This window comes from Streptomyces sp. NPDC006326, assembly GCF_040612915.1.
Lineage (GTDB): Bacteria > Actinomycetota > Actinomycetes > Streptomycetales > Streptomycetaceae > Streptomyces.
Genome location: NZ_JBEXRC010000057.1, coordinates 1 through 17,498 on the forward strand (window position 1 = coordinate 1; position 17,498 = coordinate 17,498).

The 17,498-nt window shown below is 72.9% G+C and carries 23 protein-coding genes; 5 read left to right on the forward strand and 18 right to left on the reverse strand.

Annotated features, from left to right (window positions below):
- A partial coding sequence (locus ABZ128_RS31170) for a hypothetical protein (RefSeq protein WP_356852699.1) occupies window positions 1-718 on the reverse strand: 718 nt, incomplete at its 3' end.
- A gap of 132 nt (window positions 719-850) precedes the next feature.
- On the opposite strand from ABZ128_RS31170, the gene ABZ128_RS31175 reads away from it, so the two are divergent.
- Together ABZ128_RS31175 and ABZ128_RS31180 are read left to right on the forward strand one after the other, a co-directional pair.
- Window positions 851-1,285, forward strand: a complete 435-nt coding sequence (locus ABZ128_RS31175; RefSeq protein WP_356852701.1) for an Hsp20/alpha crystallin family protein — start codon at window positions 851-853, stop codon at window positions 1,283-1,285.
- Window positions 1,286-1,394: 109 nt separating this feature from the next.
- Window positions 1,395-1,853, forward strand: coding sequence for a DUF2267 domain-containing protein (locus ABZ128_RS31180; protein WP_356852703.1), 459 nt, complete (start codon window positions 1,395-1,397; stop codon window positions 1,851-1,853).
- 19 nt (window positions 1,854-1,872) lie between these two features.
- Here the strand turns inward: ABZ128_RS31180 and ABZ128_RS31185 are convergent, their stop codons facing one another.
- The 3 genes from ABZ128_RS31185 to ABZ128_RS31195 all read right to left on the reverse strand — a co-directional run bounded on the left by ABZ128_RS31185 (window position 1,873) and on the right by ABZ128_RS31195 (window position 3,570).
- Window positions 1,873-1,995, reverse strand: coding sequence for a hypothetical protein (locus ABZ128_RS31185; RefSeq protein WP_356852704.1), 123 nt, complete (start codon window positions 1,993-1,995; stop codon window positions 1,873-1,875).
- 79 nt (window positions 1,996-2,074) lie between these two features.
- A complete protein-coding gene (locus tag ABZ128_RS31190; RefSeq protein WP_356852705.1) occupies window positions 2,075-2,488 on the reverse strand; it encodes an ATP-binding protein in 414 nt (137 codons plus the stop codon).
- A gap of 158 nt (window positions 2,489-2,646) precedes the next feature.
- Complete coding sequence (locus ABZ128_RS31195; RefSeq protein WP_356852707.1) at window positions 2,647-3,570, reverse strand: SigB/SigF/SigG family RNA polymerase sigma factor; 924 nt, start codon at window positions 3,568-3,570, stop codon at window positions 2,647-2,649.
- Window positions 3,571-3,716: 146 nt separating this feature from the next.
- On the opposite strand from ABZ128_RS31195, the gene ABZ128_RS31200 reads away from it, so the two are divergent.
- Entirely contained in the window at window positions 3,717-4,061 is a 345-nt protein-coding gene (locus ABZ128_RS31200; RefSeq protein WP_356852709.1) for an STAS domain-containing protein, read from the forward strand.
- A gap of 22 nt (window positions 4,062-4,083) precedes the next feature.
- On the opposite strand, the gene ABZ128_RS31205 is transcribed toward ABZ128_RS31200, so the two are convergent.
- Window positions 4,084-4,455 carry an ATP-binding protein gene (locus tag ABZ128_RS31205; RefSeq protein ID WP_356852711.1) on the reverse strand — a complete coding sequence of 124 codons (372 nt, stop codon included), beginning with the start codon at window positions 4,453-4,455 and terminating at the stop codon, window positions 4,084-4,086.
- 194 nt (window positions 4,456-4,649) lie between these two features.
- Here ABZ128_RS31205 and ABZ128_RS31210 point away from each other — a divergent pair, with 194 nt between their 5' ends.
- Window positions 4,650-6,116, forward strand: coding sequence for a DegT/DnrJ/EryC1/StrS family aminotransferase (locus ABZ128_RS31210; RefSeq protein WP_356852712.1), 1,467 nt, complete (start codon window positions 4,650-4,652; stop codon window positions 6,114-6,116).
- 59 nt (window positions 6,117-6,175) lie between these two features.
- Here the strand turns inward: ABZ128_RS31210 and ABZ128_RS31215 are convergent, their stop codons facing one another.
- The 9 genes from ABZ128_RS31215 to ABZ128_RS31255 all read right to left on the reverse strand — a co-directional run bounded on the left by ABZ128_RS31215 (window position 6,176) and on the right by ABZ128_RS31255 (window position 13,835).
- A complete protein-coding gene (locus tag ABZ128_RS31215; RefSeq protein ID WP_356852765.1) occupies window positions 6,176-7,705 on the reverse strand; it encodes an FAD-dependent oxidoreductase in 1,530 nt (509 codons plus the stop codon).
- Window positions 7,706-7,791: 86 nt separating this feature from the next.
- On the reverse strand, window positions 7,792-8,418 hold the full coding sequence (locus ABZ128_RS31220; RefSeq protein ID WP_356852714.1) for a nucleoside/nucleotide kinase family protein: 627 nt from the start codon (window positions 8,416-8,418) through the stop codon (window positions 7,792-7,794).
- 54 nt (window positions 8,419-8,472) lie between these two features.
- A complete protein-coding gene (locus ABZ128_RS31225; protein WP_356852715.1) occupies window positions 8,473-9,123 on the reverse strand; it encodes a M15 family metallopeptidase in 651 nt (216 codons plus the stop codon).
- Window positions 9,124-9,230: 107 nt separating this feature from the next.
- Entirely contained in the window at window positions 9,231-9,434 is a 204-nt protein-coding gene (locus tag ABZ128_RS31230) for a hypothetical protein (RefSeq protein ID WP_356852717.1), read from the reverse strand.
- Between the two features lie 110 nt (window positions 9,435-9,544).
- Window positions 9,545-10,618, reverse strand: coding sequence for an SDR family oxidoreductase (locus ABZ128_RS31235; RefSeq protein ID WP_356852766.1), 1,074 nt, complete (start codon window positions 10,616-10,618; stop codon window positions 9,545-9,547).
- Between the two features lie 91 nt (window positions 10,619-10,709).
- Window positions 10,710-10,904 carry a hypothetical protein gene (locus ABZ128_RS31240; RefSeq protein WP_356852718.1) on the reverse strand — a complete coding sequence of 65 codons (195 nt, stop codon included), beginning with the start codon at window positions 10,902-10,904 and terminating at the stop codon, window positions 10,710-10,712.
- A gap of 171 nt (window positions 10,905-11,075) precedes the next feature.
- Window positions 11,076-11,270, reverse strand: coding sequence for a hypothetical protein (locus ABZ128_RS31245; RefSeq protein WP_356852719.1), 195 nt, complete (start codon window positions 11,268-11,270; stop codon window positions 11,076-11,078).
- Between the two features lie 102 nt (window positions 11,271-11,372).
- Window positions 11,373-12,890, reverse strand: a complete 1,518-nt coding sequence (gene glpK / locus ABZ128_RS31250; protein ID WP_356852721.1) for a glycerol kinase GlpK — start codon at window positions 12,888-12,890, stop codon at window positions 11,373-11,375.
- 90 nt (window positions 12,891-12,980) lie between these two features.
- Window positions 12,981-13,835, reverse strand: coding sequence for an MIP/aquaporin family protein (locus ABZ128_RS31255; protein WP_356852722.1), 855 nt, complete (start codon window positions 13,833-13,835; stop codon window positions 12,981-12,983).
- Between the two features lie 329 nt (window positions 13,836-14,164).
- On the opposite strand from ABZ128_RS31255, the gene ppk2 reads away from it, so the two are divergent.
- Complete coding sequence (ppk2, locus tag ABZ128_RS31260; RefSeq protein ID WP_356852724.1) at window positions 14,165-15,124, forward strand: polyphosphate kinase 2; 960 nt, start codon at window positions 14,165-14,167, stop codon at window positions 15,122-15,124.
- A 13-nt stretch (window positions 15,125-15,137) separates the two neighbouring features.
- Here the strand turns inward: ppk2 and ABZ128_RS31265 are convergent, their stop codons facing one another.
- The 4 genes from ABZ128_RS31265 to ABZ128_RS31280 all read right to left on the reverse strand — a co-directional run bounded on the left by ABZ128_RS31265 (window position 15,138) and on the right by ABZ128_RS31280 (window position 17,442).
- Window positions 15,138-16,007, reverse strand: a complete 870-nt coding sequence (locus tag ABZ128_RS31265; protein WP_356852726.1) for an SDR family NAD(P)-dependent oxidoreductase — start codon at window positions 16,005-16,007, stop codon at window positions 15,138-15,140.
- Window positions 16,004-16,600 carry a TetR/AcrR family transcriptional regulator gene (locus tag ABZ128_RS31270; RefSeq protein WP_356852728.1) on the reverse strand — a complete coding sequence of 199 codons (597 nt, stop codon included), beginning with the start codon at window positions 16,598-16,600 and terminating at the stop codon, window positions 16,004-16,006. The genes ABZ128_RS31265 and ABZ128_RS31270 overlap by 4 nt, the downstream gene beginning before the upstream one ends.
- Window positions 16,601-16,760: 160 nt before the next feature.
- Window positions 16,761-17,027, reverse strand: coding sequence for a hypothetical protein (locus ABZ128_RS31275; protein ID WP_356852729.1), 267 nt, complete (start codon window positions 17,025-17,027; stop codon window positions 16,761-16,763).
- Between the two features lie 28 nt (window positions 17,028-17,055).
- Window positions 17,056-17,442, reverse strand: a complete 387-nt coding sequence (locus tag ABZ128_RS31280; RefSeq protein WP_356852731.1) for a VOC family protein — start codon at window positions 17,440-17,442, stop codon at window positions 17,056-17,058.
- Between the last annotated feature and the right edge of the window lie 56 nt (window positions 17,443-17,498).

A 17,498-nucleotide genomic window follows, 5' to 3' on the forward strand; every position in this document is an offset into this window, starting at 1 on the left:
CCCCCTCGCCTGAGGGGTCGTGGCGCCGGGGGTCGCGGCGCCGGTTGCTGCGGTCGCGGAGCCGGCGGGTGTGCCGGCTGATCGCCGCGACGCGTTCCGCCAGGTCGCCGTGGGCCGGATGGAGGTCGTCCCGTGTGGCCGTCAGCGGGGCGACGAGGCGGGCCGGGTCGTGGTGGCCGAGCGCCTCGTTGAGGTCGCCGAGTCGCTGCTCGGCTCCCGCGGGCAGGTCGGTCAGCGCGGTGACCTGACCGGCCAGCTGCCGCAGGGCCGCCGCGTTCTCCCGGGCCCAGGCGGCCACCGAACGGTCGGCGGCCCGCCGGTCGCGTACGGCCTGCACCCGCTGTTCGCCGGTCGAGTCGGCGGGACCGGGACGCAGGCGCAGGTAGCGGCGTTCGGCGGCCTGCCGGCTGGCCACCCCGAGCGGCGCGGCGAGGTCGGCCCAGCTGGCCCCCGCGTCTCGGGCGGTCTCGATCAGCCCGGCCTCCCATCCGGCGAGCCGCTCGCGGACCTCGCGCAGCAGCAACAGCGAGGCGAGCGCCGGGTGCGGGCCGCCCTCGGCCCTGCCGGGCGTCGGCTCGGCCTCCTGGGCGGCGCGCACGGCTTGGTCGATGGCCTGCAGGGCGGAAGCGGCCGCCAGGAAGGAAGCCGGGCCGGATCCTGCTGCAGGCCCGGCCTCGGGCTCGGCCTGCGGATCCGTGGGGCGGTGGGCCGGGGGCATCTCGGTCTCCGTTCGCAGATGTCATCCTCCAGATGACGTCTTTCTTGTCATCGACTGGATGACATGTTACAACGGAGGCACGTTGAAGCGCATGGGCAGGTACTGCCTGAACCAACCGGAGGTGTTTCGCGAATGCTGATGCGCACCGACCCGTTCCGCGAGCTCGACCGGCTCACCCAGCAGCTGACGGGGTCACCCGGCACCTGGTCCAGGCCGGCGGCGATGCCGATGGACGCGTACCGCGAGGGCGAGGAGTATGTGATCGCCTTCGACCTGCCGGGGGTGGCGGCCGACGCCATCGACGTCAGCGTCGAACGGAACACGCTCACCGTGAAGGCGGAGCGCCGCCCGGCGGCCGGGGCCGACGACGTTGCCATGGAGTTCTCCGAGCGCCCGCTCGGTGTCTTCTCCCGCCAGATCACCCTCGCCGACACCCTCGACACCGAGAACATCCGCGCCGACTACGACGCAGGCGTCCTGACCCTGCGCATCCCGGTGTCCGAGCGTGCCAAGCCCCGGAGGATCGCCATCGGCACCGGCGCCGCACACAAGGAGATCAGCGGCTGAGCGCAGGCCGCCCCCCGTACCCCGTGCGACGGCACACCGCGCGCGGCGCGGCCGGGCCGACGGCCCCGTGGTCCGGCAGTCCCTTCGAGGAGAAAGGCATGCAGCACCCATGTTCCCCCCGCCTGAAACGCTCCAGCAGGCCCCGGACATGACGTACGAACAGATGCTGGAGACCGTGCGCTACGAGGGCGCCTACCCGACGCGTGAACGGGCCGCGGAGGCCGTCGGGAACGTCCTGGCGGCCCTGGGGCGCCAGATCACCGGGGATGAACGCGTCGACCTCGCGGCCCGGCTGCCGAGGGAGGCCGCCCTCGCCTTCACCGGCCAGATCCCCGACACCCGGCAGCTCACCGGCTGGGGCTTCGTGAAGGATCTCGCAGGCCGGACCGGCGCCACACCCGCGACCACCCGCTGGGAAACGGGGGCCGTCCTCACCGTGGTGGCCCGTCTCGCGGGGCCCGAACTCCTGGCCCGCATCCTGGGCCGGCTCCCCGACGGCTGGGCCCTCCTCTTCGGGCAGGCGGAGCTCGTCCGCCACCCTCAGGTCGCCGCTCAGGCGGCCGCCTAGGAGCTGGGCCGGCCCCCCGCTACCGGTGTCGGGCCAGGCTGTGCAGCAGGACCAGCAGGGCGAACGCCATCACCAGCAGGTGCAGCCAGGCCGGCCCGGGGGCGGGGGCCAGGGCCAGGGACGTGAGCAGATTCGAGGTCATGCCGCGCGCCTGCCCCCTTCCGCGGAAATGAAGCTCCGCGGGCGAGGGTGAAGAGCGTACGCGGGCGGCCGACGGGGCCTCAGGGCCGCGCAGGCCTGCCCGAGACCAGACGGGAGGACTCGAACTCCGCCCAGACCACCTTGCCCGGCGGCCGGGGGTCGGTGCCCCAACGGTCGGAGAGCCGCTCGATGATGTACAGACCATGGCCGCCGGGCAGGCCCCGCTGGGGCGAGGGGTGACGGCGCGGCAGGTCCGCCGTGCCGTCGAGCACTTCGATCCGCAGCGAGTCACCGGCGGTCAGGACGAGTTCGAGGCAGCCGTCCGCGTGCAGACCGGCATTGGTCAGCAGCTCGGAGACGACGAGCAGGGTGTCCTCGGCCGTCTCGTTCCCGTACCAGCCCCAGTCGCGCAGCGCCTGGCGGGTGAAATCACGGCCCTTGCCCACCTGGCCCCGCACACCGGCCAGCGCGAGGCGCCGCCGCTGGCCCGGCACGGGAGGTCCTGCACGCAGTGGATCGCCGGTATCCGGCCCGCTGGTCTTCACAGTGGTCTCTCACCCCCGGCGTTTCTGCGTCTTCGAGTGACCTGCGCACGCCCGTGACAGTGTAGGCGACCGGGGGTCTCATACGGTTGTCGTGCCGCGCTTCGCCGTTACGACGCGAGCATGCCGGCCCGGAGCCGGCCCAGCATCCGCGACAGCAGCCGCGAGACCTGCATCTGGGAGATGCCGAGTTCGGCGCCGATCTCCGCCTGCGTCATCTCCTGGCCGAACCGCATGCCGAGGATCAGCCGGTCCCGGGCGTCGAGTTGCTCCAGCAGGGGGGCGAGGGTGTGGAAGTCCTCGAACAGCTCCATCGCCGCGTCCGGTTCGCCGAGCTTGTCGCTGAGCGGACGCGTCGGCCGGCCGGATCCCGCGGCTTCCTCGGCCTCCGTGGCGGTGTCCAGGGAGCCGCTGGTGTAACCGTTGGCCGCGACCAGGCCGTCTATGACCTCGTCCTCGGACAGTTCGAGGTACCGCGCGACCTCCTTGACCGTCGGGGCGCGGCCCAGCGTGTCGGTGAGCGACTCCTGGGCCTTGGCGAGTTCGGAGCGCAGTTCCTGCAGGCGGCGGGGGACGTGGACGGCCCAGGTGGTGTCGCGGAAGTACCGCTTGATCTCGCCGGTGATGTAGGGGAGCGCGAGGGTGGAGAACTCCACCTCGCGCTCGGGGTCGTACCGGTCGATGGCCTTGATCAGGCCGATGGTGCCCACCTGGATGATGTCGTCCATGTCCAGCCCGCCGCCCGCGGCGCGGGCCCGGAAGCGGCGTGCGGCGAACTGCACGAGGGAGAGGTTCATCTCGATCAGGGTGTTGCGGGCGTACTGGTACTCGCGCGTGCCCTCCTCCAGCACCCGCAGCCTGCCGAAGAACTGCCGCGACAGTTCTCGGGCGTCGGCAGGCGCGATCTCCCGCGCGTTCGCCAACTGCGGCAGCTCCACGTCCTGCGCGGGCTCCCCTCCCACGGGCCGGGCCGATACCGGTACCTGCACATCGGTCGCGCGAACGGGGCTTGCAACTGCGGCCGTACGAAGCATGGTGGCCGTTCCCTCCCATTGACTGATGGCTGCCGGACCCGCTTGTGCCCAGAGCTGCCGCTCCCACACAAGGGCGTCGTGATCCACAGCGCGAACGGGCATACTCCCCAGTGGAGGCCGCACATGTGACGATCCGGGGAGGCAGCATGACCGGAGCAGAGGACGCGCATCAGGAAGGCGTGGTCCGCGACAGCTATCCGGCGGGTTCCGGCTGGGTGGTCGCGGCCCGCGGAGAACTGGACCAGGACACGCTGGCCCCGCTGGAGGCCGCCCTCTCCGCGGCCGCCGACCGGTACCGGCTGGTGGTGCTGGACGCCGCGGCCATCACCTTCGGCGACTCCTCGTTCCTCAACCTGCTCCTACGGCTGCACCGCCTCACCGCCCTGCGCATCGCCGCCCCCGGGGAGCAGTTGCGCCGGCTGTTCGCGCTCACCGGAGCCGATACGGTCCTCTCCCTGTACCCGAGCGTCCAGGACGCCCTGCACGTCTGATGTCCCGGTGCCCGCACGCCCGTCAGCCGGCGTGCGGGCCGGGTTGACCCCCGGGGCGGAAGCAGGCGGTCACCGCCTTGCCGCCGTGACACGCGTGCACGTCCATGGAATCCGCCAGGACGTCGACGATGCCCAGCCCCCGGCCGGACCCGGCGCCCGGGTCGGCATCGGCCTTCCGCGGACGCGGCAGGCGCGGGTCGGCGTCGGCCACGCTCACGTGCAGGCAGGTACCGTCCCAGGTCAGCACCAGATGGGCGGTGGTGGCCGCGTGCAGATGGGCGTTGGTGACCAGCTCCGAGACACTGACCAGGACCGCATGGGCGGTGTCCGAGGCCTCGCCGTTCCATGGCAGGGAGGCCAGATGGTCGGCGGTCCACTGCCGGGCCGCTCTCACGCCCTCGGAAACCGGAAACGAACGGGCCCAGCCCACTGCCTTGACCGCCAATGTCCTCACCTCACCTCGGCCGTAGTGCCGTTGACCACCGGCTCGCTTACCCCGCCTGCGGCGGCCCACCCTCGGACTCCCCGGGAAGGTGACGGGGAGCGGACCGCGGTTTCTCCCGTGGGGAACCGGGCAGGCGCCACCCCATGGACCAGTCGAAGGCCCCCGTACTCGAAGCCCTGGCGGATTACCACGCGCAGGGCCAGACACCGTTCACCCCGCCCGGACACAAACAGGCCCGCGGAGCCGACCCCCGCGTACGGGCCGTCCTCGGTGACGCCGTCTACCACTCGGACGTCCTGGCCACCAGCGGCCTGGACGACCGGACTTCCTCCCACGGCATCGTCCGTGAGGCCGAGGAGCTGATGGCGGACGCCGTGGGCGCCGACCACGCCTTCTTCTCCACCTGCGGCAGCTCCCTGTCCGTGAAGGCGGCCATGCTCTCGGTGGCGGGGCCGCACGAGAAGCTGATCGTCGGCCGCGACGCCCACAAGAGCGTCGTCGCCGGGCTCATCCTGTCCGGCATCGAGCCCGTCTGGGTCGACCCGGAGTGGGACCCCCGGCTCCACCTCGCCCACCCGCCGTCCCCCGAGGCGTTCGAGGCCGCCTTCGAAGCCGAGCCCGAGGCCCGCGGGGCGCTGGTGACCAGCCCCACCCCGTACGGGACCTGCTCGGACCTCGCCGCCATCGCCGAGGTGTGCCACCGCCGTGGGGCGCCGCTGATCGTGGACGAGGCCTGGGGAGCGCACCTGCCCTTCCATCCGGGGCTGCCGACCTGGGCGATGGACGCGGGCGCCGACGTGTGCGTGACCTCCGTGCACAAGATGGGATCCGGGCTCGAACAGGGCTCGGTGTTCCACCTCCAGGGCGATCTGGTGAAGCCGGAGGTGCTCAGGAGCCGCGCCGACCTGCTCGGCACCACCAGCCCCTCCGTACTGATCTACGCCGGCCTCGACGGCTGGCGGCGGCAGATGGCCGAGCACGGCCGCACCCTGTACGACGACGCCCTGGCACTCGCCCGCACCGTCCGCGCACGCATCGAAGCGCTCGACGGCCTGCACGTCCACGACCGGGACGACTTCTGCGGACCCGGCCGCGCCGGCGACATGGACCCCCTCCAGGTCATCGTCGACATCACCGGCCTCGGCACCACCGGCTACCGCGCCGCCGACTGGCTGCGCGAGCGGCACCGGATCAACCTCCACGTCTCCGACCACCGCCGCATCAGCGCGCAGCTGACCCACGCCGACGACAAGGACACCGCGGACACCCTGCTCACCGCACTGCGGGACCTCGTGGCACACCGCGACGAGCTCCGCACGGAGCAGCGGGTGAGCATCCCGCCGCCGTCGCGGCTGCGGCTGGAGCAGGGCCGGCTGCCGCGGGACGCGTTCTTCGGGCGCACCGAACAGGTCCCGTGGGAGAAGGCGGACGGCCGGATCGCCGCCGAGATGCTGACCCCGTACCCGCCGGGCATTCCGGCGGCCCTGCCGGGCGAGCGCCTCACCACCGACGTGCTGACGTACCTGCGCACCGGAGTGGACGCCGGCATGGTCGTCCCCGATGCCGTGGACACCGAGGTCAGGAGCGTGCGGGTGCTGCGCGATGAGTGACGCCCGCCGTCAGGGCTGCCCGGAGGCCAGGCAGCCCGGACGTCAGCGCTTCTCGGGCGTCAGGGCTTCTCGGGCCACTGCCACTCCTCCCCGTTGATGTCGGGCCGGTCCAGGGGACGCAGCGCGGGACCCTGCAGCACCTCGCCGTCGATCCCGAAGCGCGACCCGTGGCAGGGGCACTCCCAGGTGCGTTCCGCATCGTTGAAGGAGACGAGGCACCCCAGGTGCGTGCAGGTGGCGGACACCGCGTGCAGCCGGCCTTCGTCGTCGCGGTGGACCGCGCACGGACGCCCCCGCACGTCGACGACGGCCGCCCGGCCCGGCGGCAGCCCGTCCGCCTCCGAGAGGGCGCCCGCAGACAGCGCCGCGAGCCGGTCTCCCACGAAGTGCTTCCCGACCTGCCACTGGGTCTTGGCGAAGGAGGGTGCCGCCCGCGCAACGGAGGCCATCCGGCGCGGGTCGTACAGTTCCGCCCAGTCCGGCGGCTGACCGTCGACGAGGGCCCGCAGCAGCTGCCCGGCCAGGACACCGCCGCTCATGCCCCAGCCGCCGAAACCCGTCGCCACGTAGACGTGGGTGCTGCCGGGGTGGAAGAGACCGATGAGCGGCACCGTGTCCACCGCGGCGTTGTCCTGGGCCGCCCAGCGGTGCGTGACGGGGACGCCGGGGAAGCGCTCCCGCATCCAGCCCGTCAGACGCCGGTAGCGGTCCTCGACCCCTCCGTCACCGGGAGTGAACACCTCCCCGGTCACGATCAGCAGCCGGCGGCCGTCGCCGTACGGGGCGGTGCGCACGGAGCGTTTGCCGTCCTCCCGGGTGATGTACATGCCGTCCGGGTCGCGGTCGGCCGGAATCGGCCCGGCCACCACCAGGTCCCGGTGCGGGGTCAGCCTCGTGAACATCAGGGCCCGGTCGAACACGGGGTAGTGCGTGGCGACGATGACGTCCCGGGCCACCATGGTCACCCCCGCGTCGGTGGTGACCCGGCAGGGCTCGCCCTCCGCCAGGTCGACGACGCGGGTGTGCTCGTAGATCTCGCCGCCCTGCGCGATCACGTCCTCGGCCAGCGCCCGCAGGTACTTGCGGGGATGGAACTGGGCCTGGCCGAGGACGCGTACGGCGCCCGCCACCCGGAAGGGCAGGCCCGTGTCGGTGACGAAGTCGGCCTCCAGCCCGGCGGCCCGGGCGGCCTCCGCCTCGGCGCGCAGCTCCTCCACCCCGTCCGGTTCCTCGCAGTACGTGTACGCCGAACGGCTCTCCAGCTCGCAGTCCACGCCCAGGGTGTCGGCCACCTCGCGGACCCGCCGCAGGGCCGCGCTCTGGGAGCGGGCGTAGTCCCGCGCGGCCTCCGGCCCGGCGCTGCGCCCCAGCTCCGCGTAGACGGTCGTGTGCAGCGCGGTCAGCTTCCCGGTGGTGTGGCCCGTGACCCCCGCGGCGATCCGTCCCGCCTCCAGCACCGTCACATGACGGCCCGACCGCGCCAGCTCCCACGCGGCGCTCAGCCCGGCGATGCCGCCGCCGATCACGACGACGTCCGCGGAGGCCGGGTTGGTCAGCGGCGGATGCGCCGGCACCTGAACGGTCTGCATCCAGTGGGAGGGAGCGAAGTCGGTGGTGTGGTTCATGCCGGGCGTCTGCCCTCGATCGCGGCGGCGATGCGGTGGCCCGCATCCGCTCACTCCACGACGAGGTCCGCACGCGTGCGCCCCGGCGCGACCAGGCGCGCGTTCGCCTCGTCCGAACGCGCCACCCAGCGTCGCGCGTACGCCTCCTCCTTGCCGTGGCGCACATGGCGCTCGACCAGCCGCCGCACCCGCAGCCCGTCCTCCGGGGCCAGGAACCACGCCTCGTCGAGCAGCGCCCTGACCCGTGCCCACGGCCCCGCGTCGTGCAGCAGGTAGTTCCCTTCGGTGATCACCAGGGGGACGGACGGATCGACCCGGATGCTCCCGGCGACCGGCTCCTCCAGCGAGCGGTCGAAGGCAGGCGCGTAGACCGCCTCGGCGCCGCCGTCGGAGTCGCCCGACGCGCGCAGCCGGCCCAGGAGCGCCGTGTACCCGGCGGCGTCGAAGGTGTCCGGCGCGCCCTTCCGGTCGGCCCGGCCCAGGCGTGCCAACTCGGCCTGGGCGAGGTGGAACCCGTCCATCGGCACCACCACGGCCAGCTCCGGGCCCAGCCCGTCCGCCAGCTGAGCGGCCAGCGTGGACTTGCCCGCGCCCGGCGCCCCCGCGATCCCCAGGATCCGCCGGCCGCCCGCCGCCGCCAGGCGGCGGGCCCGTCCTTCCAGCTCCGCCCTGTCCATCCGCCCATCCTGCACCCCGGCGCCGCCCGCCAGACGGGACTTCGACGACACGACTTACGTTCCGTCGGCGGAAAAGTGCTGGTAGTCCGGGGGGTGCCAGAGGCCTCCCCACTCCCATCCCACGTCCTCGAAGGCCCGGGTGACGGCGTCGCCCGGGCGGACCATGCCCGGCTCCGCGCGGTCGCGGCGCAGATACGGCTCGCCCTCGGCGGGGTGCGCGGTGCCGTGGCGGTCCACGTAGGGGTTCTCGACGGGGTTGATGTCGACGGCCATGCCGTACGCATGCCGCGAGAGGCGCCGGGGGTCGCCGGTCACCTGGCGGCAGTTGAAGGCGGAGGTGTTGTCGTCGGCCATCGACCTCCGGTCGTCGCCGCCGTACTCCGCCGTCGGCCGCATACGGCGGATCGGAAAACCGGCCTCGAAGGCCTTGCCGAACACGTGGAGGAGGGGCCCGACCGCGTCCTCGTGCACGAGGATCTCGCCCCGGTGGAGCGTGCCGTCGAAGCCCCAGTGGTTCATCCGGATCAACCGCAGCCGGTCGGGTGCGACCGGGCAGCCGGGCCGGTACGTGGTCGCGAGCGCGGCGGCCGGGGCGGCCGTCACCTCCGCCGCCAGCTCCGGCCGCGGCAACCGGGGCGGCAGCCCCGCCGGGGCCGGAGCCGTGCAGGACAGCGCGGTCGTGCACCACACGCCGACCGCAGTCACCGCGGCCTGGGCGAGGCGGCGCCGCGCCCCCCGGTGCACGGCCCGGACACGGCCGCCCGGGTCCGCCGTGCGGACCGGGCGGCCGGCCGGACGCGGAGCCGGACGCATCAATCGCCGGCCGGCGTGCCGCGCTTCCCGGGCCCTTCGTGCTGCCGCGTTTCGTCGGACTGCTTGTCGGCTGCCGTGTCCGACGAAGACTCGCGCTCCCTGCGGCGCCGGTCCATGATGGACGGCTTCACATGGGGCCTGCGGCGTTCGCTGTCTCCCTCGTCGTGCAGTGGCGCTCCACCGGCGCCGCCCTGGTCCTCCATCGCGGACTCCTCTCCGGATCCCCCCGTCCCTGCCCCCTGAACCTGTCGGCTGGCGGCTGCCCGGCCGCCGACCGGGCAAACCTGCGGCGCCTGGAGGTCGCCCGGGTGGCCTAAAAGCGGCCTGCGGGCCGCCGCCGCGCCGGGTGGGCGAGGTCCGGTGCCGGGCCCCGCCCCGACCGCAGGCCGCTCGCGGCGGCGAACGCCGCCACGGCGAGCGATCCGGCGGTGAGAGCGGCACGGTGGCGGCTCGCCCACCACTGGAGGCTGCGCCCGTGTGCCCCGGCGTCGAAACGCCCGTGCGCGCCGCGGTCGCGGCGTGCGTCGGCCGGTGCCCAGAGGTTCGACGGCTCACCGGCACGGGCCGGCTCGTCGGTCTGCTGGGAGTCGAATCCCGTCCTGGCGAGGTACCGGTCGAGGAGCCCGGGCGCGACCGCGTTGGCGAGCAGCGTCAGGGCCGTGCTGCCGCCCACCCGGTACTCACGCCGGCCGGGGTGGTCGGCCGCGTACACCACCGCACGGGCGGCGAGCTCGGGCTGGTAGACCGGCGGCACGGGCCGGGCCCGCCTCGGCAGCCGGGAGAGCACCCAGTCGAACTGCGGGGTGTTCACGGCCGGCAGCTGGACCATCGTCGTGCGGACCCGGGTGTGCGAGGCGAGCAGCTCGCACCGCAGCGCCTCGTGCCAGCCCTGGAGGGCGTGCTTGGCGCCGCTGTAGGCGCTCTGCAGCGGGATGCCGCGGTAGGCGATGGCCGAGCCCACGTGGACGAGGGTGCCGTGGTCGCGGGGCAGCATGTGCCGCAGGGCCGCACGGGTGGCGTAGACGTACCCCAGGTACGTGACCTCGGTGACCCGCCGGAACTCCTGCGGGTCGATCTCGGTGAACGGGGCGAACACGGAGGTGAACGCGTCGTTGACCCAGACGTCGATCGGCCCCGCCTCGTCCTCGGCCCGCTGCGCGGCGTCCTCGACGGCCTCGGGGTCGGCGACGTCCGCCTCGATCGCGAGGGCGGTCGCGCCCAGCGCCTCGACGTCACGCACGGCACCTTCGAGACCGGCCCGGCCCCGGGCGATCAGCACCAGCCGGTCGCCGCGGGCGGCGAACGCCCGGGCCACCGCGCGCCCCACGCCCGCGCTGGCTCCGGTGACGACCACGACCTTCGGGCGGCCCCTGTGCACTGTCCTGATCCCTTCGGGTGTCCGGCCCGGTGTCCCGGTACGGCCCCGGCGGGACCGCAACCGGCCCGTACCCGCCCGATGCCCGCGCATTCCCCGTCGGTCAGGGGCGGCACACGGCCGTCGGGGACCCGCGGCCCGGGCCCTCGGCGCGCACGCCGCCCGTCTGGTGGAACCAGTAGTCGCCGGCCGCGACGTAGCGGCCCGGCTCCGTGCGCCTGCGCTCACGGGGCGGGGCGTCGGCGGCCGAGGCCGCGGCGAAATCGGTGCGGAGAGTGCGCGGCGTGCCGTCGGGCATGGACAACTCCTCGGTGAGATCAGGGGTACGGGCTTCAATCCCCGCCAGTTCATCCTTGGGCCAGACCCGCCGCGCCGCATCCCGAAACCGCGACGACGCACCGCCTTCACCCGTGCGTGTCCGCGCCCGGCGCCGACACCGGTGTCGGCGCCGGACCTGTTTCCGGCTTGATCACCGCGCTTCGCCGGCGGGCCGACCGGCCCCGCCCGCCCCCTGAGTTCGGGTCCGGGGGGTCCGGGTCCCGGGGGCGCTGCCGGACGGGCGCGTGTCGAGCTCCGTCGTCTCCTCCCTGAGCTCCTGGAGTATCTGCTTGGCCCGCTCCTTGAGCTTCTCGGCCTTGTCCTTCGGTGCTTCCCTCTTCGTCATGCCTGCCCTTCCTCGCTCCGTGCGGTTCTGCCGTGCCCGTGGCCGAGCCGTGCCCGGCCGTGTCCGAGGGGTGCCCGGGCCGTGCCCCGGGCCCTGTCGTGCTCAGGCGACCTCGGCCCAGTTCAGCGTCCGTTCGACGGCCTTCTTCCAGCCCGCGTACCCCTCCGCACGCTGCTCCTCGGTCCACTTGGGCTCCCAGCGCTTGGATTCCTGCCAGTGCGTGCGCAGTTCGTCGCTGTCCCGCCAGAAGCCGGTGGCCAGCCCCGCCGCGTACGCGGCGCCCAGGGCGGTGGTCTCGGCCACCACCGGGCGGCTGACCGGGACGCCGAGGACATCGGCCTGGATCTGCATGCACAGGTCGTTCGCCGTCACACCGCCGTCGACCTTGAGGACGTCGAGGTGGACGCCGGAGTCCTGTTCCATGGCCTCCACGACGTCGCGGCTCTGGTAGCAGATGGCCTCCAGAGTGGCGCGCGCCAGATGCCCGTTGGTGTTGTAGCGGGCGAGGCCGACGATCGCGCCGCGGGCGTCGGAGCGCCAGTACGGGGCGAACAGGCCCGAGAAGGCGGGGACGAAGTACATCCCGCCGTTGTCCTCGACGGTGCGGGCCAGCCGTTCGCTCTCCGCCGCGTCACCGATGACCTTCATCTGGTCGCGCAGCCACTGGACGGCGGAGCCGGTGACCGCGATGGAGCCCTCCAGGGCGTAGATCGCCGGGCTGTCGCCGAACTGGTAGGCGACGGTGGTCAGCAGGCCGTGCTGCGAGCGGACCAGCTCGGTCCCGGTGTTCAGCACCAGGAAGTTGCCGGTGCCGTACGTGTTCTTCGCCTCCCCGGGCGCGTAGCAGACCTGTCCGACGGTCGCCGCCTGCTGGTCGCCCAGCACCCCGGTGACCGGGATCGCGCTCCGCAGCGGCCGGGACGTACGGGTCGCCCCGAAGGCCTCGGGGTGCGAGGACGGCCGGATGGCGGGCAGCATCGCCCGCGGAACGCCGAAGAAGCCCAGCAGCTCGTCGTCCCAGTCGAGGGTCTCCAGGTTCATCAGCATCGTGCGGCTGGCGTTGGTGACGTCCGTGGCGTGGACCCCGCCGTCCGGGCCGCCGGTCAGGTTCCACAGCACCCAGCAGTCCGTGTTGCCGAACAGGGCGTTCCCGGCCTCCGCCGCCTCGCGGACCCCGTCGACGTTCTCCAGGATCCACTGGATCTTCCCGCCGGAGAAGTACGTGGCGGGCGGCAGGCCGGCCTTGCGGCGGATGACGTCGCCCTGCCCCGAGCGGTCCAGCGCCGCGGCGATGGAGTCGGTACGGGTGTCCTGCCAGACGATCGCGTTGTAGTACGGGCGCCCGTTGCGGGGGTCCCACACGACGGTCGTCTCGCGCTGGTTGGTGATGCCGATCGCCGCCAGGTCCTCGGCCTCCAGGTTCCCGTGCCGGAGGGCGTTCTGGATCACCGAGTTGGTGCGTTCCCAGATCTCCACCGGGTCGTGCTCCACCCATCCGGAGCGCGGGAGTATCTGCTCGTGCTCCAGCTGGTGCTTGGCCACCTCGTTGCCGGAGTGGTCGAAGATCATGAAACGGGTGCTGGTGGTTCCCTGGTCCACCGCGCCGATGAAGTCCGCCATGGCGGTTCCCGCCTCTCCTGTGGGATGGGCTGCTGGGACGGGCTGCGCGGGCGCCACGCAGCGCCGGGGATGCTGTGGGCCGGTGCCGGGTCAGGCCTCTTCCCCTTCGGGGGTCGGCACGCGTCCGGGCGGTTCCGGCTCTGCCGTCGGCAGGTACCTGCCGACGAAGAACTTGTACACGGCTGCGCCGACCAGGGCCCCGACCAGGGGACCGACGATCGGCACCCAGAAGTAGAAGTGGCCGTACTGATCTCGCCATGCACCGCCGTACCCCGTGATGAAGCTGGCCAGACGGGGCCCGAAGTCACGGGCCGGGTTGATCGCGTAGCCGGCGTCGGTGCCCCAGGCCATACCGATCGCCACGACGATCAGGCCGATGATGAACGGGGCCAGGTTGGCGCCGGGAGGCGTGTTGAACAGGTCCGTGACGGCCAGGATCAGCAGCATGAGGATCGCCGTCCCGATGACCTGGTCGCGCAGGGCGCCCCACTCGGTGACCGGGAGGTTCGGATTGCCGTTGGCCGGCAGGGTGGAGAACACGCCCTGCGACTTGATGGTGTGCGTGGGGTCGAACTTGGCCAGCGCCTCGCTGTAGTTCCAGCGCACCAGCAGGGCCGCGACGAAGGCGCCCGCCGTCTGGGCGAGGGCGTACGGGGCCACCCGGCTCCACGGGAATCCCTTGAACGCCGCGAGTGCCAGGGTCACGGCCGGATTGAGGTGGGCGCCGCTGAGCCGTGCGGCGACGTAGACGCCCAGGGTGACGCCCAGGCCCCACGCCCACGCGATGCTGTCGTGGTTCCCGAGGCCGCCCGGCGGGGTGGTGAGTCCCCCGCCCGCGACCACCTGCGCCACCACGCCCACGCCGAAGAGGATGAGGATCATCGTGCCTGCGAATTCGGCCGAAAGCTCTCCGATCAGGCCGGACTTTTTGAGCCGCTCAGCCATGGGGGCCCCGCTTTCCGCCGGCCAAAGCCGGCTGTCAAGCCGCGATATTGGGCGGAGAAATATTTCTTTGTGGACTTCGCGAGGTGAGGCTCCGTGCATGCGCACACGCACGCGGTTCGCGTATTCACCGGTGCACGGACCCGTGAATGCCGCGAAGTGGGCCGCCGGCTGCCGGGCCGTCCTTCCGCGAACCGGCGGGGGTGTGCCGGGGTGCCGCGGCCCGGCGTGGGGCCTGCCTCTGCTCCAGCGTACGTGCGATGGAGGTACCTCACCTGCCCGCGGCATGACGGGCCGCGCGGGGGTATAAGCACCGCGTGGGAGGTCCCTCGGTGAACGACGGTAGGCACGGCGAGGCGCAGCAGCAGCTGCTCCGGGGGCTCAGCGTGGACGCGAGCCGCCCCGAGCAGCCCGTGCTGCTGGACGCCGAGGGCGCGGCGATCCAGACGTGGCGCGAGAACTATCCGTACGACCGCAAGGTGCGCCGCGCGGAATACGAGCGGGCCAAGCGCATTCTGCAGATCGAGATGCTCAAGCTCCAGCGGTGGGTGAAGGAATCCGGGGCCCGCGTGGCCGTCCTGTGCGAGGGCCGGGACGCGGCCGGAAAGGGCGGCACCATCCAGCGGTTCACCGAGCGCCTCAACCCCCGCGGGGCGCGCATCGTCGCCCTGGACAAGCCCACGGAACGAGAAGCCGGGCAGTGGTATTTCCAGCGGTACACGGCCCACCTTCCCTCACCCGGGGAAATCGTCTTCTTCGACCGGTCCTGGTACAACCGGGCCGGGGTGGAGCGGGTGATGGGATTCTGTACCGAGGAGCAGTACCAGCTGTTCCTGCGCCAGTGCCCCCTCTTCGAACGCATGCTCGTCGAGGACGGGATCCACCTGATCAAGTTCTGGTTCTCCGTCTCCCGCTCCGAGCAGCGCACCCGTTTCGCCATCCGCCAGGTGGACCCCGTACGGCAGTGGAAGCTGTCCACCACCGACCTGGCCTCCCTCGACCGGTGGGACGACTACACGACCGCCAAGGTGGACATGTTCCGGGCCACCGACACCGCCCACGCCCCGTGGACGGTGGTCAAGAGCAACGACAAGCGCCGGGCCCGGCTGGAGGCCATGCGCAGCCTGCTGTGGCGGCTCGACTACGCCAGGAAGGACCCGGCGGCGGTGGGGGAGCCGGATCCGCTGATCGTGGGCGCCGCCGACACCCTGCTGGAGGCCGGGGAGGAGACGACCTCCCTCTCCCCGACCCCCTTGGCCCCCATCCCGAGGCACAGCTTCCGCGGGCCCTGAGGGGCCGCGGGCCTCAGCGGGCCGACGTGGCGGCCGGCTGCGGGGACGGCAGCGGGAAGTTCAGCCGCATCACGGCGTCGAAGGCGGAGTCCGGCAGGACCCGCCGGGCCAGCATGGTGGCGCGGGCCATCACCCCGATCGCGTACCGCGCCCGCGGCCGGCGCACGGTCGCCGCCCGGACGATCACCTTCGTGGCCGCCCCGGCCGGAACGGCCCCGTTGCGGCGGCGGAAGGTGCGCCGGGCGTACATGTCCGCCAGCTCGGCGCGGAAGCGGCCGTACGGGTCGGCGGGGTCGGCCTCCGCGCCCATGGTGGAGACGGCGGTGGAGCCGAACTCCGTGATGGTGGGCCCGGGCTGGACCACGGTGACCTCGATGCCGAAGGGGGCCACCTCCAGGCGCAGGGAGTCGCTGATCGCCTCGACCGCGTGCTTGCTCGCGTGGTAGAAGGCTCCGCCGGGCGGGGAGAAGCGGCCCCCCATCGAGGAGATGTTGACGATCCTGCCGCGCCCCGCCCGCCGCATGCCCGGCAGCACCAGCTGGGTCATCCGGACGAGCCCGAAGACGTTCGTCTCGAACTGGTCGCGGATCTCCCGGGCGGTGGCGGCCTCGACCGGTACGTGCAGTCCGTACGCGGCGTTGTTGACCAGGACGTCCACGCTGCCGTGCGCCTCCTCGACGTGCCGTACGGCAGCGGCCATCGAGGCCTCGTCGGTCACGTCCAGGGCGAGCGTCGTGATGCCCTCGGCGGCCAGCGCGGCCAGTGCCTCGGGCCGCCGGGCGGTGGCGTACACGCGGTGGCCGAGCCGGTGCAGGGCGAGCGCCGTGCTCCTGCCCATGCCCGACGAGCAGCCGGTGATCAGAACGGACTTCGGGGAGGTCATGCGGGGGCCTTTCGACTCAGGAGGTCCCAGACGGCGTCCTGCGCCCGGGTGAGGGCCTGCGGGGTGAGCCGGGACAGTCCGTCGGGGCGCTGCTGCCGCAGCAGCCCCGTGAACGCCCCGACGGCGAGCGCGATCAGGTGCTGGGCGTCTCCGTCCCGGATGGCACCGGCACGCTGGCCGCGCTCGATGAAATCGCTGCCGACACGGTCGATCTCGGCGGCGAGCTCACGGCTCTCCGGGGCGAGGAAGGTGTCGTGCTGCTGGTGCTCCAGGAAGACGAACGCGTCCAGGTGGGCCGAGGCGTAGCGGGTGAGGCCGGTCCAGAAGCGGTCGAACTCCTCACGGGTGGAGGTGGCCGGACCGCCCTCGGCGAGGGCCCCGGCCATCTCGGCGAGCAAGGCCCCCTTGGCGTACTGGAAGGCGGCGTTCCCCAGTGCTTCCTTGCTCGGGAAGTACCGGTAGATGCTTCCCACCCCGACCCCGGCGCGCTGGGCCACGGCGGGCATCTGGGTGCCCTCGTAGGTCCGCTCGGCGAAGAGGGTGATGGCCGCGTCGAGGAGCAACTGGGCGAGGTCCGGCTTGCGCGATGTCACGGAATGAATATTCATTCCGCTAGCTGGCCACTGTCAAGCCCGAAGGGGAGGCGGTTGTGCGGGGGAGGGGCGGGCGGCCGGGGCGGGCTGGTTCAGGCGGAGCGCGCGCGGGCCCGCACCGGCGCGACGGAAACGCGACGGCAGGCCGCACCGGCGCACGTCACCGGGCGTGGAGCGCCGCCTCGCAGGCGTGGCACCGGCGGTCCTCGGAGGCCGGCGGGTACCACGGCTCGCCCGGTCCGCCGGGACTGTAGTGGGCGTGTTCCATGGGGTCGGTGTCCAGTCCGCAGAGGGTGCGGGGGAGCGGGTCCTGCGGTACGTCGGGGTCGGCCCCCGCGGCGTGCACCGCGACCACCACGGGCTCGACGCCGTCCGGGCCGAGGGCCCGGTCCGCCGCCAGCTCGAACAGGACGACGATCGATGCCATACCCGCCGGTCCCGGTCCGGTCCGCGCCCTAGGAACCGTCACCCTGCTGGATGACCGAGAGGATGTTGCCCGCGGGGTCCTTGAACCACGCGATGGCGGGCCCCGGCGGATTCTCCCGGGCGATGCCCTTGGCGTCCTGCCCGAACCCCTCGTACCGCTCGAAGGCCACACCCCGGGCGGACAGGTCGTCGACGACCCGGTCGATGTCGTCCACCGGGAAGTTCAGCACCGTGAACGTCGCGGGCGCGTGGTTGTCCTTCGGGTAGAGCAGCACGTCGGAGTCCCCGCCCAAGTGCAGGAACAGCATGCCGTTCTCCTCGGAGACCCGCAGCCCCAGCGTGTCGGCGTAGAACTGCTTCACGCCCTCGACGCTGTCGACCGAGTACCCGCTGAATGCCCTGCTGTCTCCCAGCATGGTGGATGCCCTCCGTTCCCCCGGGAATCGACCGGCACGCGCCCCCGCGCCCCATT

What these genes read in the sequence shown, in the direction of transcription:
- ABZ128_RS31175 (WP_356852701.1), top strand. Translation starts at nt 851, where the DNA reads ATGCTGATGCGCACCGACCCGTTCCGCGAGCTCGACCGGCTCACCCAG.
- ABZ128_RS31180 (WP_356852703.1), top strand. Translation starts at nt 1,395, where the DNA reads ATGTTCCCCCCGCCTGAAACGCTCCAGCAGGCCCCGGACATGACGTAC.
- ABZ128_RS31185 (WP_356852704.1), bottom strand. Translation starts at nt 1,995, where the DNA reads ATGACCTCGAATCTGCTCACGTCCCTGGCCCTGGCCCCCGCCCCCGGG.
- ABZ128_RS31195 (WP_356852707.1), bottom strand. Translation starts at nt 3,570, where the DNA reads ATGCTTCGTACGGCCGCAGTTGCAAGCCCCGTTCGCGCGACCGATGTG.
- ABZ128_RS31200 (WP_356852709.1), top strand. Translation starts at nt 3,717, where the DNA reads ATGACCGGAGCAGAGGACGCGCATCAGGAAGGCGTGGTCCGCGACAGC.
- ABZ128_RS31210 (WP_356852712.1), top strand. Translation starts at nt 4,650, where the DNA reads ATGGACCAGTCGAAGGCCCCCGTACTCGAAGCCCTGGCGGATTACCAC.
- ABZ128_RS31215 (WP_356852765.1), bottom strand. Translation starts at nt 7,705, where the DNA reads ATGCAGACCGTTCAGGTGCCGGCGCATCCGCCGCTGACCAACCCGGCC.
- ABZ128_RS31220 (WP_356852714.1), bottom strand. Translation starts at nt 8,418, where the DNA reads ATGGACAGGGCGGAGCTGGAAGGACGGGCCCGCCGCCTGGCGGCGGCG.
- ABZ128_RS31230 (WP_356852717.1), bottom strand. Translation starts at nt 9,434, where the DNA reads ATGGAGGACCAGGGCGGCGCCGGTGGAGCGCCACTGCACGACGAGGGA.
- ABZ128_RS31240 (WP_356852718.1), bottom strand. Translation starts at nt 10,904, where the DNA reads ATGCCCGACGGCACGCCGCGCACTCTCCGCACCGATTTCGCCGCGGCC.
- ABZ128_RS31245 (WP_356852719.1), bottom strand. Translation starts at nt 11,270, where the DNA reads ATGACGAAGAGGGAAGCACCGAAGGACAAGGCCGAGAAGCTCAAGGAG.
- glpK (WP_356852721.1), bottom strand. Translation starts at nt 12,890, where the DNA reads ATGGCGGACTTCATCGGCGCGGTGGACCAGGGAACCACCAGCACCCGT.
- ABZ128_RS31255 (WP_356852722.1), bottom strand. Translation starts at nt 13,835, where the DNA reads ATGGCTGAGCGGCTCAAAAAGTCCGGCCTGATCGGAGAGCTTTCGGCC.
- ABZ128_RS31265 (WP_356852726.1), bottom strand. Translation starts at nt 16,007, where the DNA reads ATGACCTCCCCGAAGTCCGTTCTGATCACCGGCTGCTCGTCGGGCATG.
- ABZ128_RS31275 (WP_356852729.1), bottom strand. Translation starts at nt 17,027, where the DNA reads ATGGCATCGATCGTCGTCCTGTTCGAGCTGGCGGCGGACCGGGCCCTC.
- ABZ128_RS31280 (WP_356852731.1), bottom strand. Translation starts at nt 17,442, where the DNA reads ATGCTGGGAGACAGCAGGGCATTCAGCGGGTACTCGGTCGACAGCGTC.